Origin of the sequence: Lacinutrix gracilariae (assembly GCF_042684485.1) — a bacterium.
Classification (GTDB): Bacteria; Bacteroidota; Bacteroidia; order Flavobacteriales; family Flavobacteriaceae; genus Oceanihabitans; species Oceanihabitans gracilariae.
Window position 1 is genome coordinate 90,249 of the sequence record NZ_JBHULM010000009.1, and the last position, 14,748, is coordinate 104,996.

Consider the following 14,748-nt stretch of genomic DNA (forward strand, 5'->3'; position numbering starts at 1 on the left):
GCAAATGTGTTTATTATTTGAGTCTTATGAAAGCGAATTTAAATCCTGTAACTATAGCTATAATAGCAATAAATAATGATAATGTTATTTATCAATTTAATGAAGGTGCCGAAAAACTATTAGGCTATTCTGCTTCTGAATTACTAGGGAAAAAAAAGTCTAATTTTTTTATTCTAGATGAAGAGTATGAAAAATTTAAAAAAGATATTGCTTCTAAGTACAAAATAAAAACTTCCGATTTCAATCCGTATAAAATATTAGCCCAAAATGATGATTATGATGCGCGTGAATGGACTATTGTTAAAAAAGATGGTACTAGATTTATAGCACACTCCACATTAATTCCTTTAAAAAGTGATAAGGGAGAAAATGTTGGTTTTATGCGAATATTAAAAAATATAACAGATCTAAAAAAAATAGAAAACGACCTGTTAAGAAAAAACCAAGTTTTAAATGCTGCAGAAAAAATTACCATGATGGGTAATTGGCAATGGGATACTGTTATAAATAAGGTCGAATGGTCTAGTAACTTATTTAATATTTTTGGAGTGGATCCTAAAGAAAATTTAAACTTCGAGACCTATTTTAGCTTTGTGCATCCTGAAGACAAGGAAAAAGTGAGTATATCTTTTGAGAAATCTATAAAAGATAAAAAGTTTTATGATCTTCTGCATCGTATTAAACTAAAAAGCGGAAAAACGAAAACCATACAATTACTTGGTGAAGTTGTTTTAGATGAAGATACTGGAGAAGTAATAGAACTAATAGGAACCTGTCAAGATGTTACAGAACAAAGAATGGCAGAGATTAAGTTTAGAGGTTTACTAGAGTCTGCTCCTGATGCTATGGTTATTGTAAATGATTTTGGAATTATTCAACTAATCAATAAGCAAGCCGAAAAATTATTTGGTTACACCTCTGAAGAATTAATTAATAAACCTGTAGAATTATTAATACCAAATAGATATAAGGATAAACATAGTACGCATCGTGATTTGTTTTTTAGTGCACCTATAGCTAGAAAAATGGGAGAGGGAAGAGAGCTTTATGGAATTAATAAAGCTGGAAAAGAAATACCTATACAAATAAGTTTAAGTCCGCTTAAAACCGAAGAAGGCTTACTAGTATCTGCAGCAATTAGAGATATTACTGTTCAAAAAAAGGCAGAAAATAAAATATTAGAAGCTAATGAAAGGTTAGAAGTTTTAGCCAATAAACTTACCGATCAAAATACACAATTAGCAGATTTTGCACAGATAACCTCTCATAATCTACGCGCTCCTGTGAGTAATTTAAATTCCTTAATGGGATTTTATAAAATGGCAGAAACCGAAGAAGAGAAAATTCTTGCCTTTGAAAAATTTGAAATTGTTATACATCATCTTACAGATACGCTAAATACTCTAATTGAAGCATTAAAAGCAAAAAATAGAACTTCAATACCTGTTGAAAAGCTTGATTTTAATGAAATTTTAAATAAAACAGTTCAAATTCTTTCTGGTCAAATAATTAGTACAAATACTAAAATAAGTAGTAATTTTGAGAATGTCACAAATATTAACTATAATAAGGCGTATTTAGAAAGTATTTTTCTTAATTTATTGAGTAATGCTATAAAATATAAATCTGAAGATAAGGATCCGGAAATTTACGTTTATTCCGTTTTAGAAGATGGAGCTGTAAAGCTTAAGTTTAAAGATAACGGTTTAGGTATTGATTTAGAGCGACATGGCCATAAGCTATTTGGTTTAAATAAAGTTTTTCATAGACATCCTGATGCAAACGGAGTAGGTTTGTTTATGACAAAAGTACAGATTGAATCTCTTGGAGGTACAATTACTGTTGAAAGTGAAGTTAATGTAGGTTCTACTTTCAGTGTTAATTTTAAAGAATAAGAATGAAGAAAAATTTTAATTTTTGTATTGTTGATGATGATGATATCTATCAATTTACTATAAAAAAAACTATACAATCTTTAAACTATGCAAAAAGTGTGCTTGCCTTTTCTGATGGTGAAGAAGCTTTGCAGTTTATGATGGATAATATTTCTAATGAAGAAGATCTTCCTGATATTATTTTATTAGACATAAATATGCCAATTATGGATGGGTTTCAGTTTATGGATGAATTCATAAAGATTAAACCTAAATTAAGTAAAAAAATAACCATTTATATGGCGTCTTCATCTGTAGATGAAACAGATATTAAAAAAGCGCATCAAATAAGTGAAATATCAGATTATATTATTAAGCCTATTAAACAAGGCAAAATAAAATCTATCATTGAGGTATATCTTAATGATAAAGAAGAAACAGAGTAAAATAAAAAACCTCACAAAGAATATACTTGTGAGGTTTTTTATTAGCCTTAAAATTTAGCTTTTGTTATCAGTAAAAACAAAATTAAAGTTTTTTATTTTTTAGTCAATACATAATAATTACACATAAGCCTACCATTATACTTTCTAGCATCTTTTGATGCTGTATTTAAATCATAGGTAGCAACTTTTTCAATTGTATATAAGCTACTCAACACAGCTTGATCATCTGGGTTTATTCCATTAGCTAACATACCAAAGGTGTTTTCTTTAGGAAAATGAAAAGTATCGTCTTTTTTAATTTCAGGTACTTTATTACCAAACTGCCATATCATTTCTGGAGCAACATAATTAAAACCATAAACTTGCATTTGTTTTGCAGATGCTTCTTTATATAAATTAAAAATAGGTTTATAATTACTACTCGTTAGTGCTTTGCTTAAAGGAGAAACGGTAAGTAAAACCGAAGCAAAGAAAAGTACTGTATATATAAAAACCTGTTGTAGGTTTTTCTTTTTTAATTGTATTATAATTGAAACACCAAGTGTTACTAAAATAGCAGAAGCTGCTAGGTACCAAAACCAGTAACCTGCTATGTTTTCTTTTAAAAATAGATAAGCAACTACAGGAAATATAATTCCTATACAACCTATAAGACCAAAGTTAAAATACACAGGAATGGTTTCTTTTTTATCTTTTAAGTCTTTAAATTTTCTAAGGATGTATTCTATATAAAAACCAATATTTATAGATAACGGAATTAATACAGGCATTAGGTATCGCGATTTCTTTTCTGGGATTATAGATAGTAAAATAACCGCTAGAATTGTCCATAAAAAAGAAAATCTATATGCTTTTTTATTGCTTACTTTATTTTTTAAATAAGGATATAATAAACTAATAAAAGCAGGAATTGTCCATAAACCACTTTGTGTAAAAAAGCTCCAATAGTAGTAAAAAGGTCTTACGTTATAGCTAGACCAATTGCCTGTTTCTTTTTTAGTGATAGCTTCAAATGTAGCAGGATCTTGTAAGCGTACATATATAAACCACCAAGAGCCAATAGATAAAGCAAGTAGTAAAATACTAAAATAAGAAAATGCTTTTCTTTTAAAATTACTGTATTTGTAGGTTATACCAAAAGCAATTAAAAAAGGAAGCATTAATGCGTACATAGATACAGGTCCTTTGCACATAAAAGATAAACCAATAAATACACCTGCAAGTATGGTGTTTTTCCAGTAGTTTTTTTCTTTAGTAAATAGTAAGAATAAATGGTAAATGGCTATTAGCATAAAGCCATGCGTAAAAATATCCCAAGGTGCTTCAATAATTATTCCTATTACATAAAAAGAGCTTACTGTAATTAGTGCATTAATTAAAGAATGCGTTTTGCTTTTAAGTGTTAATTGCGAAAGTTTATAAATAAAGCTACCAATAAGCATAACCATAAGTACAGCAGGAAAACGCAAACCAAAAACACTTTTAATTCCAAAAACAAAGCTAGAAATAGCGGCTAGCCATGTTGGTAGAGGTGGTTTTTGATAACGAGCTTCTCCATTCATGGTAGTTAATAACCAATGGTTATCTTGCACCATTTCACGCGCAGTAATAAAGTTACGCGCTTCCATAATAGAAACAGGAATAGCATCTAAATTTGGTAAAAGCATGAAAGCAACCAAAATACAAATGCTAATTATTGGGTGTTTTTCAAGTGTTTTTAGCATGGTCTTTTTTTAATAATATTAAATTTCGGCTGTAAATAATAGCACCTAAAACATGACCTATAAATAAAACAGGATCTTTTCTAATAATCGCGTAAATTAAAATTAAGGAAGAACCAATTAAGCTTAAAAGCCAAAAACCGAATGGTAATGAAGATTCTTTTTGTTTCTCAGAATATAACCATTGAAACACAAAGCGCAAGGTGAAAACTATTTGCGATACAATACCTAAAAGCAATAACCAAAACGGAATAGCATCGTTTTTAAATAAACGTTCTACATCTATGGTGTTATTATTAAAATAAAAAATAGAAATAAAAACAGGAACAAAAAGTAAGAACCAACGAAAAGCTTTAGGAAATTTTTGCCATTGGTTTTGTAGTTGTAAATTTCTTATATAAATAAAATAGGTAAGTCCTTGCCCAAGCATAATGGCAAAGTCGTCACGTAAATAACCATATACAAATAGTAAAAAAGAGGCAAATAGGCTAAGTGTCCAAAATAAGGTTGGTGTAATTACCTTTTTTTGTTTTTCACTAGTTATCCATTGTATAATTAGTCTGGATGAAAATAATATTTGTGCAGCAAACCCAATACTATATATTATCCAATTACTCATTATCCTTGTTTTGAAACGGTGTAATTAATGTATTTTTTCTTCATCCATAAATAAGCAAAACAATCTGCTAAAGGACCAAGTAATCTATTCCACACACCAAATTTTGCTTGACCAGCAATTCTAGGAAAATGTTGAACCGGAATTTGTATTATTTTACCTTCTTGTAATAATATCATAGCAGGTAAAAATCGGTGTAAACCTCTAAACATTGGTATGCGTTGGGCATATTCGGTTTTTATAACCTTTAAAGGGCAACCAGTATCATCCATACCATCATGAGTAAAACTTCTTCTAATTCCGTTTGCTATTTTAGAAGACATGTTTTTTACCAGACTATCTTTACGGTTAGCGCGTACACCTGTAACTAAATCATAAGTGCCAATATGTTCTAAAAGCAAATTAAAATCTTCTGGTGCAGTTTGTAAATCACTATCTATATAACCAACTAGCTCTGTGTTAGTATAATCAAAACCAGCTTTAATAGCAGCACTTAAGCCTCGATTTTCTTTAAAAGAAATAAAAGAAAATTCGGTGTTTCTGTTGCAAATGGTTTCAATAATCTCTTGACTTTTGTCTTTAGAGCCATCATTAACAAATAGAATTTTTGTAGGTTTTATAGCAATTTTGGTATAGGCGAGTAATTCTTTTTCTACGCGTAATAAATTATCTTCTTCATTATAAACAGGAACAACTATGGTAAATACAAAATTCATATCATGGAAACTTATTAGTGCAAATGTATTCTTTTTTTGTCAATAGAAATTCTTTGTAAAAAAAAATCTGTTTCTTTGTAGTATAATACTTTTATATGAAAATTTTAATAACAGGAGCAGCAGGTTTTATCGGCTCACATACAGCAGAACGTTTAAAGGATCTAGGACATGAAGTTATTGGTGTAGATAATTTTTCGCCATACTACAGTTTAGAACTAAAAAGGTTAAATGAAAAAGCCCTTGCAGAAAAAGGTATTACAATAATAAATAAAGATTTACGTGAAACGGATTTAGCAGAAGTTTTACCAAAAGACATTAACTATATCTTTCATTACGCAGCACAACCAGGAATATCTAAAACATCTACGTTTGAAGATTATTTTAGTAACAATATAATTGCAACTAAAAACCTGATAGATTATGCACTTACTTTAACTGATTTAGAGTTGTTTGTAAATATAGGAACTTCTTCTATTTACGGATTAGAAGCTACTTTTCCTGAAGATGTAGCACCAAAACCAGCTTCGCATTACGGAGTTACTAAATTAACAGCAGAGCAGTTAGTGCTTCAAAAAAGTAGAGAAAAAGTGTTTAAAGCATGTTCTTTGCGTTTGTACTCTGTAATTGGACCTCGTGAAAGACCAGAAAAAATGTACACCAAGTTAATTGCTTGTGCGTATAAAGAAGATGCTTTTCCTTTATACAGTGGTAGTGCTAGTCACTTGCGTAGCTTTACCTATGTTGGTGATATTGTAGATGGTGTTGTAGCTGTTGTTAGCAAGGAAGAAAAAGTAGATGGCGAAATTATTAATCTTGGTACAGAAGTAGAACATACTACACAAGAAGGTATTGAAGCTGTTGAAAAAGTAATAGGAAAATCTATCAAGATAGATCATGTTGAAGCTAGAGTAGGAGACCAATTACGTACAAAAGCAAATATAGAAAAGGCAAAAACCTTATTAAATTACAATCCGCAAACTACTTTGTTAGAAGGTGTAGAAGCACAAGTAAATTGGTATAAAGAGAATTTTTTATAGGCTTTAGTATACAAAACAAACTACTATATAAAGGTTTTACCTTTTAAAAAATAAAAAAGCACAGTGTAATGACTGTGCTTTTTTTATTTAAAATGTAATAATAGCGTTTAAGGCTAATTTGCAATGGTGTTAGTGTCTAAGTTCATTATTAAACCATAAGCTAATTGCAGTAAATCTTCTTTTTCTTTTAAGGATAATGTAATTGGTAGTTGTGCCAAACCAATTAAACGACGCATTATTTCAATACCTGTAACTTGTTCTAAAAGTGTAGTGTTTATGGTATTTGGGTAGTTTTTTTCAATAATGGCAAGAGCACTTTTATTCTGTAATATTAATATAGAATGCGCAGCAAGAACACCAAGATCAAATTCTTTAAAGCCTAAAAAACTAAACTCAGGATCAATACTATAAATTTGATTGTTTTTTGTCATCCAGCTACCAGGATAAAAGTCACCATGTATTAAGGTAGTTCCGTCAGATAGATACAGACTTCCTATTTCTTTGATTTTCTGTTTAAGTGCTGCGTCTTTTTTATAAGGTAACGAAAGTGTTTGTAATCCTTCTTGTATTTCATTTAACGAAAAACCGTTGTTTTCTATAAAAGGAAGTTCAAAAATATGCTGGTAATTTAATACACGTAATTCTTTGTTTTTAGGGTAATTGCTAGTTACTTTTGAATTGTGAATATTAGCAACTATACCAACAAGTAACTCTATTTGTTGTGGTGTTATTGTATGGGTTTGGTACAAGTATGTCATGTCTTCACAATGACCTAAATCTTCTAAAAGGAGCAGGTGGTTTTTGGCATTATATTTTAAAACCTTAGGAAAATGTTGGCACAGTAAGCTATTGTTTGCAATGGTTTTATAAAACTGATATTCTACATCAATACGTTGTATTGGTGCTTCAATATCCTTGTATTTTTGAACAAAAGGACGTGATTGTTTTACAATAAAAGAACGCATATTGGTTTCAATACGCAAAACCACATTCATATTACCTTCTCCTGGTTTGGTAACATTTGTTATGTGTTCATTAGTAGTTTTAAAAAAGTCAATTTCTTGTAATAATTTTTGAATATCCTCCTTAGGAGTTTGCAAGTCAATAAACATAAAAGCTTGTGGTTAAAGGTTTTTTAAAGTATTCCAAAAATGAGTTTTCATTGTATGTACATCTATTTTAGTATGTATACCAATGGTACGTTGTGTATTTTCAGGAGGTGTTAAAAAATATTGTATAGTAGTTAATTCAGGATGCGCTAAGGCTTCAATAATAGCTACATCCCACATAATCCATTTTTCTTTTTCAGGATCTTCTTTAGTCCACCAACGCGTATACGTTTCCCATCTATTTACTAAATAATTAGCAATCCCTTTTTTGTTTTTTAAATGGCTATCTACTTCTTGTTTTGTAAATACTAAATGCTGACTGGTAGTCGCTGTCATGACATTTAGATCCAAGTTTTTGGTGTTCAGTAAAACTTCTACAGCAATAGCATCATTGCCAGAATTGAATTCTTTTTTATTATACACATTGGTATCTGGAGTGTGCCAAAAGCCAAGATAATGTACTTTTATTTTAGAAAGTATAGAAGGATCTTCTAAAATAGCAGAAGCTACATTTGTGCATGAGCCTAAAATAACCACATGTAACTTTTGATTGTTTTTCATTTTATGAGCTGTCTCAATGATATATCGAGAAGCTTCAGAAGGCATTGGTTTGCCATATTCTTTTAAAGGCATATTACTTCCTAAAGGAAGGGCAATTCCTTTAACATGCATCAATTCTATAATCTCTTCATTAATTTTTTGGCTTTCAAGTACTGTGTTTTCAGAAGCTAATGGAGAGGTGTGAAATTGTGCTGAATTTATTGCTAGTAGGTTAAAGGTAGGTTCTAAAATAGCACTAACAATAGCATATAAATCATCTACTTCATTAGCAGTATCTGCATCAATAATTAAATTTAATTTGTTAGTATCTTGTGCTTGTATAGAAAGAAAACAAAAAAGCAAAAGAACAGGTAATAAATAAAATCTAGCTTTTTTTGTGCGTCTGTTTAGGTTTAAATACTTGTAAAAATTCATAAAAAGGTCGTATTGCTTTTATGTTGTTGCTTCATTAAAAGGGATGTGTCTTTAGCTAGCAATATACTATATACTACTTGTAGTTACTATCTGTAAAATTGGTAGTAAAAGCACATTAGGAGTATGAGTCGTAAAAACTACAGTATATTACTAATTAAGGGGTGTTTTTTTATAAAAACTACTGCTTGAAGGTAAATAGAAGTTTTAAACCTGTAGTAAGTGGTTTTATTTTAAGGCCAATAAGTAATCTGCAGCAGCAAAAGGAGTGGTTTTATTTTCCTCAATAAGTTGTAATTGATTTTTGAGTTCTTTTTTTATCTTTTCATTGTTGAAGAAATTCGATTTCAAACGCATTTCAATAGTTTGAATGAGCCAAAACTTATTTTGTTCGTTTCGGTTGTGCTTTAAGTAGTTGTTTTTGGTAGTAATTTTAATATAGTCTTGAATTATTTGCCAAATAGTATCAATTCCTTGGTTGTGTAAAGCACTGCATAAAGTAACTTTGGGTTTCCAAGCAGAATCTTTTTCAGGATAGAGGTGTAGTGCTCTGTTAAATTCTACTTTAGCAAGCTTTGCACTTTTGGCATTTTCACCATCTGCTTTATTAATAGCAATAGCATCTGCCATTTCAATAATACCTCGTTTTATACCTTGTAACTCATCTCCAGCACCTGCAAGTTTTAATAGTAAAAAGAAATCTACCATACTGTGTACAGCAGTTTCGCTTTGGCCAACACCAACCGTTTCAATAATAATAGTGTCAAAACCAGCGGCTTCACAAAGAATAATAGTTTCGCGTGTTTTTCTAGCAACACCACCAAGAGATTCACCAGAAGGAGAGGGTCTTATAAAAGCGTTTTTGTCTTTTACCAAGTCTTCCATTCTCGTTTTGTCTCCAAGAATACTTCCTTTGGTTAGTGAGCTACTTGGGTCAATTGCTAATACAGCAACTTTTTTTCCTTGTCCAGTTAAATAAGATCCAAAGGCTTCAATAAAGGTGCTTTTGCCAACACCAGGAACTCCTGTAATACCAACGCGAATAGATTTATTAGCATGTGGTAAACAGGCTTTAATTATAGTGTTAGCTTTCTTTAAATGTGCTGTGTTTTTACTCTCTACTAAAGTAATTGCTCTACTTAATGCGGTAATGTTTCCGTTTAAAATTTGCGAAACTAAATCTGCAGCACTAGGTTGTGCTTTTCGTTTTTGTTTAATTTTTTGAATAGAAGAAATGTTGGTAATTTCACTAGCTGAAACTCCTTCTTGTTCTTTTAATGCAGATTTTTTTTGTTTGGTCACGAACTTGTTATTTTAAAACGCTAAACTTAAATGCTGTAGAAGTTCTATAAATGTATAACTAATTATTAAAAGGACATATCAAAACTGCTACAGAATACTTATTTCAATGGTACCACAACCATGGTGTCATCCCAAGCCATTGTTAAAGATAGGTTGTCTGTAGAATTATCAAATCCAATAGTAAACTGTTCCACAGTAGTGTCTATCTTTTTTACAGGAACGCTAATGTTAACCACGTCAAATTCAGGAACACGCATAGGATTCATTTCCATATCTACTCCCCAAGGATATTGTTTAGAATTAAACATCACATTCCAAGTAGAGTCATGAGGTATGGTCCAAACTGTATATTTTCCTGCAGGAAGAGAATCTTTACCAATTCTTAAAGATTTATTGGTTTCAAAGGTAGTCGCTTCATTGGCTCCTGTACGCCAAACTTGATCATAAGGTACTAGTGCGCCAAAAATTTCACGATCTCTTTTAGATGGTCGGTTGTAAAATACACGTAGTTTAATATCTTCTACCTGAAAACTTACTGTCTTTTCAGGGCTTAATTTTTCGCTAAATAAACCATCGTTTTTATATGAATATATAGAAATTGCAACTAAAGCAATAGTTAATATCCCTATAAGCCACTTTAAAAACCTATTCATTTTTTTTCTGTTTTTTTTATATCTAAATTTAAAAATGTAAAGATACTTTAAACTAAGCATCTTTAATAATGTTGCACAAAAATCTTACCAAGATTTTAAAAAAAAATAACCTTTTTTGCAACACTATTTTTTTTTCATCGTCTTTAAAGTGAACGAACCAAAAACCAAAACGAAAAAGCGTGTTTCAAACCGATATAATTGAAAAATGCAAACAAAACAACCGACTAGCACAAATGCAGTTGTACAACCAGTATTGCAATGGTATGTATATTGTTGCTAATCGATTTGTTAAGGATGCAGCAGAAGCAGAAGATGTAGTACAAGAAGCTTTTATTAAAGCATTTCAAAAACTACATCAATATAAAGGGGAAGTTACTTTTGGTGCTTGGTTAAAACGAATTGTTGTTAATAAAAGTATCGATTATTTAAAATCTAAAAAGCAACAAGTAGTTGCATTAGAAGAAGTGCACTTAAAAGTAGTTGATGCTGCTAATGATGACAAGTGGTTAGTAGATGAAAAAATAACATGTTTAGAAGTTAAAAATGCAATAAACACATTACCAGAAAAATACAAGTATGTAGTGATGCTTTTTTTAATGGAAGGCTATGATCATCAAGAGATTTCAGAAATTTTAAATATTACTCAAGTTGCATCTAGAACGCAATTATCTAGAGGGAAACAAAAATTGCAAGAATTATTAAAACATAGAAAAAATGGCACAAGACATTAGAGATTTATTAAAACAAGATTTGCAAGAGCAAAATAAAAAAATGCCAGAAAATCATGAAGCTAGATTTCTTGATAAGCTTAACAAAGCATTGCCAGAAAAGCAAAAACCAAGATTTAATTGGTTGCAGATTGCTGCAAGTATAGCTTTGTTTGTAGGTTTAAGTTTTGGTACCTACACCTATTTTAATTCTCCTGTAATACCTAAAGATAATAGTAAAAATACAGTGGTTAATACCAAAACATTAGGAGATGTTTCACCAGATTTAAAAAAGGTAGAAGATTATTATTTAGCGAATATTAATCTAGAACTTTCTAAAGTTAAACTTACTCCAGAAAATAAAGAAATGTTTGATGGTTATATACAACGCTTAGAAGATTTAAAGAAGGAATACAGTAAGCTATCTGTAGAGCTAACGCAAATTGGGCCCAATGAGCAAACCGTTAATGCACTTATAGATAATTTAAAATTTAGGTTAAACTTATTACACCGTTTAAAAGAACAATTAAAAACATTAAGTACACTTGAATCTAAAAATCAAGAGGTCATTTAAAAAAAATACTAAAATGAAAAATTTAAAAATAACAATACTCCTGCTTTTTGTTACCATTAGTAGTATGGCACAACAAAAATTAGAAAAAATATCACAATCTATAAATGTGGATAATGACGTTGAGCTGGTATTAAATACAAGTTACACTAATATAGAGGTGGAAACATGGAACAAAGATATTGTTGAAATTGAAGCTTCTATAGAAAGTGATATTTTATCTAAAGAAGAACTACAGAAAATGTATGATGCTTGGCAAGTACAAGTAGAAACTTCTAAATCATTAATTTCTATTATAACAGAAGATGCTTCGCACGCATGGAATGAAGAAAGTATAGCTGTTTTTGATGATAACGCATTAGATGCGCTTAAAGAATTAGAATTTAAATTAGCAGATTTACCTGTAATGCCTTTGGTTGAAAATTTAATGGAATCTTTAAATATGCAAGACATGCCAAAAATGCCTAATCTTCCTAATTTGCCAGATGGAATGAATACTTCAAATTTTGATTATGAAAAATATCAAGAAGAAGGAGAGGCTTATTTAGAAAAATGGAGCAAAGAATATGAAGAGAAATATGGCAAGGAATATTCGGATAAAATGGAAAATTGGGCTAAGAATTTTGAAGAAAAAGACTGGAAAGAATATGAAAAGAAAATGGAAGCTTGGGGAGAAAATTTCGGCAATAATTTTGAAGAGAATTTTGGGAAAGAATTTGAAAAAAGAATGGAAAAATGGGGTGAAGATTTAGAAAGATCAATAGAAGAAAGTGACTTTGAAGAAAATATGGAAGCATGGGGAGAAGCATTTGGTAAACGTATTGAGGCTTCTTTAGAAAGAGCTTTTGGTGAAGAAAATAACCATAAGGATACTTCGGATGATTTATTGTCTATTTCTAAAAAATCAAACCTTAAAGTCAAAAAGACCATTAAAATTAAAATGCCAAAAAAAGGAAAACTAAAAATGAATGTAAGACATGGCGAATTAATTTTAGCAACTACTATTCATAATGTTAAAGCAGATATTTCACATTCTAATTTTACAGCAAACACCATTGATGGAAGCAATTCTTCCATCAATGTGTCTTATTCTCCAGTAAAAATTAACAACTGGATGGCTGGAGAATTGCAACTTAATTATGTAGATCATGCTAGAGTAGAAAAGGCTAAAAGTCTAATTTTAAGTGCAAATTCATCTAACGTATCTATTAAAAATATAGAAAGTAATGCCATGATTGATGGAAGTTTTGGGGATTTGGTTATTGGAAATATCTCTAATGATTTTAAAAATATAAATCTTGTTCTTGAAAATAGTGAAGCTAATGTAAAATTGCCTCAAGGGGATTATAACTTGTTTTATAAAGGCACAAAATCTTTATATAATAATGAAAGTGCATCTAGTAAAACAATAAGTAGTGATAGCAATAAAACCATTGTTATTAATGCAAAATATAGTAATGTTATTGTCAAAAAATAAACCTTTAAATTGGACTTGATTTTTATTAAAAATATTATTCATTTATACGTACTTTTGAAAACACATAGTTTTGTATAAAATGCATTCTGAAGAATTTCTCCTATTTCTAAATAATATTTCAAAGCAACCACTTCGTGTATTGCGTTCCTCTTTTTCAGATTCTGAATATATTCCTATAGATCTAAGTGAAAATAATTCCGACTTACAAAATTTTAATACTGCCTCTTCGCAAGCATGGCAAGAATATATAAATAGCTACCTTAAAAAGCATCAAAAAAAAGTAGCTTTTGGAGGGTATTTAGAACAGCGAAATATTTATAAACGCAGCGAGTATTTTAATCAGAAAAATATAGAAGAAGAGCGAAATATACATTTAGGGCTTGATTTATGGATAGCAGCAGGAACTAAAATATATACTCCTTTAGATGCAACAGTACATAGCTTTAAAAACAATACCAATTTTGGTGATTATGGACCAACCATAATTTTAAAACATAGAATTAAAGGAGAAGAATTTTTTACCCTTTATGGGCATTTAAGTACAGCATCTATACAACAATTGCAAGTAAGACAGACTTTTAAAGCAGGAGAGGATATTGCAACTTTAGGAGATGCTTCTGTTAATGGAGATTATGCACCGCATCTACACTTTCAAATTATTAGAGATTTACAAAATAATGTAGGCGATTATCCTGGTGTTTGTAGCAAAAAAAATCTGGACAGATTGAAAACAAACTGCCCAGATCCTAATACTTTGCTGAAGCTTAATTCTGGATTAATACTTTAAATCTAGCAATTTCATTTTGCGTAGAGGTAATAGTCACAAAATATAAAGCTTCTTCTAAATGCTTTATAGGAATAGCTATTTGATTGCCTTCCATATGCTTGTTTTTAATTTGTTGTATAAGTTTACCATCTAGTGTGTGTATTTTTATGTCTTTAATATTAGAAACGGTATTCGTTTTTATATACATCACATCACTTACAGGGTTTGGAAATACTGAAATATTGGTGTTAAAAGTGTTTTCTTCTGTAGCAAGTGTAGCTAATATAATGTCATTTGCTGTTCCTAAAATATCTTGACCACTAGTGTTTCCTACTCCAGTACCATTAGGGTTTCCGTTAGATGCTATGTCATGAGTAATCATTATGTTTTCTGCAGTTCCAACCACTTCAAAAATAACAGTAAATACAGTGGTAGTTCCTGTTACGTCATTGGTTAAAGAACCAGCAGAATATTTTATTACTCCAGGTTCAGAAGTAATAGTTTGTATTGCATCTAAATCAGTATTATCAGGTGTAAAACTGTTTAATTGTATAGCAGAAGTATTGTAGTTTAAATATACTTGTACCACTCTGTAAGGTGTCGTTCCTGCAACAGCTTGAAGTGTATAAGAAAAAGTTTCACCAACCTCTAAAGGAGGAACAGCATCTACATTTGCAACTACGTCAACGGTTTGTGAAAATGAGTTGAAGGAGCAAATAAATAATCCTAGTATGAATACTATTTTTTGTTTGAGTTTTAGAATGTTTTTCATAATTATAGT

15 protein-coding genes are annotated in these 14,748 nt (G+C 30.2%); 7 read left to right on the plus strand and 8 right to left on the minus strand.

From position 1 onward, the window contains the following. Positions 1-26: 26 nt before the first annotated feature. Positions 27-1,895 carry a PAS domain-containing sensor histidine kinase gene (locus ACFSSB_RS06620; RefSeq protein WP_379902297.1) on the plus strand — a complete coding sequence of 623 codons (1,869 nt, stop codon included), beginning with the start codon at positions 27-29 and terminating at the stop codon, positions 1,893-1,895. 2 nt (positions 1,896-1,897) lie between these two features. After that, on the plus strand, positions 1,898-2,320 hold the full coding sequence (locus ACFSSB_RS06625; RefSeq protein ID WP_379902299.1) for a response regulator: 423 nt from the start codon (positions 1,898-1,900) through the stop codon (positions 2,318-2,320). Positions 2,321-2,412: 92 nt separating this feature from the next. On the opposite strand, the gene ACFSSB_RS06630 is transcribed toward ACFSSB_RS06625, so the two are convergent. Genes ACFSSB_RS06630 through ACFSSB_RS06640 form a run of 3 tightly spaced genes read right to left on the minus strand, consistent with a single transcriptional unit; the run spans position 2,413 to position 5,373 of the window. Next, positions 2,413-4,044 (minus strand): ArnT family glycosyltransferase, encoded by a 1,632-nt coding sequence (locus ACFSSB_RS06630; RefSeq protein ID WP_379902301.1) that lies wholly within the window; start codon positions 4,042-4,044, stop codon positions 2,413-2,415. Beyond that, positions 4,028-4,660, minus strand: a complete 633-nt coding sequence (locus ACFSSB_RS06635) for a lipid-A-disaccharide synthase N-terminal domain-containing protein (RefSeq protein WP_379902303.1) — start codon at positions 4,658-4,660, stop codon at positions 4,028-4,030. Before ACFSSB_RS06635 ends, ACFSSB_RS06630 begins: the two co-directional genes overlap by 17 nt. Further along, on the minus strand, positions 4,660-5,373 hold the full coding sequence (locus ACFSSB_RS06640; protein WP_379902305.1) for a glycosyltransferase family 2 protein: 714 nt from the start codon (positions 5,371-5,373) through the stop codon (positions 4,660-4,662). Before ACFSSB_RS06640 ends, ACFSSB_RS06635 begins: the two co-directional genes overlap by 1 nt. Positions 5,374-5,468: 95 nt before the next feature. Between ACFSSB_RS06640 and ACFSSB_RS06645 the strand changes: the two genes are divergently transcribed. Further along, positions 5,469-6,410, plus strand: a complete 942-nt coding sequence (locus tag ACFSSB_RS06645) for an NAD-dependent epimerase/dehydratase family protein (protein WP_379902307.1) — start codon at positions 5,469-5,471, stop codon at positions 6,408-6,410. Between the two features lie 113 nt (positions 6,411-6,523). On the opposite strand, the gene ACFSSB_RS06650 is transcribed toward ACFSSB_RS06645, so the two are convergent. The 4 genes from ACFSSB_RS06650 to ACFSSB_RS06665 all read right to left on the minus strand — a co-directional run bounded on the left by ACFSSB_RS06650 (position 6,524) and on the right by ACFSSB_RS06665 (position 10,446). Then, a complete protein-coding gene (locus ACFSSB_RS06650; protein WP_379902310.1) occupies positions 6,524-7,522 on the minus strand; it encodes a phosphotransferase in 999 nt (332 codons plus the stop codon). A gap of 12 nt (positions 7,523-7,534) precedes the next feature. Continuing rightward, positions 7,535-8,494, minus strand: coding sequence for a nucleoside hydrolase (locus ACFSSB_RS06655; RefSeq protein ID WP_379902312.1), 960 nt, complete (start codon positions 8,492-8,494; stop codon positions 7,535-7,537). 225 nt (positions 8,495-8,719) lie between these two features. Beyond that, a complete protein-coding gene (meaB, locus tag ACFSSB_RS06660; protein ID WP_379902314.1) occupies positions 8,720-9,793 on the minus strand; it encodes a methylmalonyl Co-A mutase-associated GTPase MeaB in 1,074 nt (357 codons plus the stop codon). Positions 9,794-9,891: 98 nt separating this feature from the next. Then, positions 9,892-10,446 carry a DUF2911 domain-containing protein gene (locus ACFSSB_RS06665; RefSeq protein WP_379902316.1) on the minus strand — a complete coding sequence of 185 codons (555 nt, stop codon included), beginning with the start codon at positions 10,444-10,446 and terminating at the stop codon, positions 9,892-9,894. 179 nt (positions 10,447-10,625) lie between these two features. On the opposite strand from ACFSSB_RS06665, the gene ACFSSB_RS06670 reads away from it, so the two are divergent. The 4 genes from ACFSSB_RS06670 to ACFSSB_RS06685 all read left to right on the plus strand — a co-directional run bounded on the left by ACFSSB_RS06670 (position 10,626) and on the right by ACFSSB_RS06685 (position 13,988). After that, positions 10,626-11,177 (plus strand): RNA polymerase sigma factor, encoded by a 552-nt coding sequence (locus ACFSSB_RS06670; protein ID WP_379902318.1) that lies wholly within the window; start codon positions 10,626-10,628, stop codon positions 11,175-11,177. Beyond that, positions 11,161-11,727, plus strand: a complete 567-nt coding sequence (locus tag ACFSSB_RS06675; protein ID WP_379902320.1) for a hypothetical protein — start codon at positions 11,161-11,163, stop codon at positions 11,725-11,727. Before ACFSSB_RS06670 ends, ACFSSB_RS06675 begins: the two co-directional genes overlap by 17 nt. Positions 11,728-11,740: 13 nt before the next feature. After that, entirely contained in the window at positions 11,741-13,201 is a 1,461-nt protein-coding gene (locus tag ACFSSB_RS06680) for a hypothetical protein (protein WP_379902322.1), read from the plus strand. A 79-nt stretch (positions 13,202-13,280) separates the two neighbouring features. Then, the gene (locus ACFSSB_RS06685; protein ID WP_379902324.1) at positions 13,281-13,988 is read left to right on the plus strand and encodes a peptidoglycan DD-metalloendopeptidase family protein; all 708 of its coding nucleotides are present in this window, start codon (positions 13,281-13,283) and stop codon (positions 13,986-13,988) included. On the opposite strand, the gene ACFSSB_RS06690 is transcribed toward ACFSSB_RS06685, so the two are convergent. Next, positions 13,966-14,739: a T9SS type A sorting domain-containing protein gene (locus ACFSSB_RS06690; RefSeq protein WP_379902326.1), complete on the minus strand. Its 774-nt coding sequence runs from the start codon at positions 14,737-14,739 to the stop codon at positions 13,966-13,968. The two genes, ACFSSB_RS06685 and ACFSSB_RS06690, sit on opposite strands and share 23 nt — an antisense overlap. Positions 14,740-14,748: the final 9 nt, after the last annotated feature.

Excerpts from the sequence above, each read along its gene's own strand:
- ACFSSB_RS06690 (WP_379902326.1), bottom strand. The coding sequence starts at position 14,739 with ATGAAAAACATTCTAAAACTCAAACAAAAAATAGTATTCATACTAGGA.
- ACFSSB_RS06665 (WP_379902316.1), bottom strand. The coding sequence starts at position 10,446 with ATGAATAGGTTTTTAAAGTGGCTTATAGGGATATTAACTATTGCTTTA.
- ACFSSB_RS06630 (WP_379902301.1), bottom strand. The coding sequence starts at position 4,044 with ATGCTAAAAACACTTGAAAAACACCCAATAATTAGCATTTGTATTTTG.
- ACFSSB_RS06685 (WP_379902324.1), top strand. The coding sequence starts at position 13,281 with ATGCATTCTGAAGAATTTCTCCTATTTCTAAATAATATTTCAAAGCAA.
- ACFSSB_RS06640 (WP_379902305.1), bottom strand. The coding sequence starts at position 5,373 with ATGAATTTTGTATTTACCATAGTTGTTCCTGTTTATAATGAAGAAGAT.
- ACFSSB_RS06620 (WP_379902297.1), top strand. The coding sequence starts at position 27 with ATGAAAGCGAATTTAAATCCTGTAACTATAGCTATAATAGCAATAAAT.
- ACFSSB_RS06655 (WP_379902312.1), bottom strand. The coding sequence starts at position 8,494 with ATGAATTTTTACAAGTATTTAAACCTAAACAGACGCACAAAAAAAGCT.
- ACFSSB_RS06675 (WP_379902320.1), top strand. The coding sequence starts at position 11,161 with ATGGCACAAGACATTAGAGATTTATTAAAACAAGATTTGCAAGAGCAA.
- ACFSSB_RS06645 (WP_379902307.1), top strand. The coding sequence starts at position 5,469 with ATGAAAATTTTAATAACAGGAGCAGCAGGTTTTATCGGCTCACATACA.
- ACFSSB_RS06635 (WP_379902303.1), bottom strand. The coding sequence starts at position 4,660 with ATGAGTAATTGGATAATATATAGTATTGGGTTTGCTGCACAAATATTA.
- ACFSSB_RS06625 (WP_379902299.1), top strand. The coding sequence starts at position 1,898 with ATGAAGAAAAATTTTAATTTTTGTATTGTTGATGATGATGATATCTAT.
- ACFSSB_RS06650 (WP_379902310.1), bottom strand. The coding sequence starts at position 7,522 with ATGTTTATTGACTTGCAAACTCCTAAGGAGGATATTCAAAAATTATTA.
- ACFSSB_RS06680 (WP_379902322.1), top strand. The coding sequence starts at position 11,741 with ATGAAAAATTTAAAAATAACAATACTCCTGCTTTTTGTTACCATTAGT.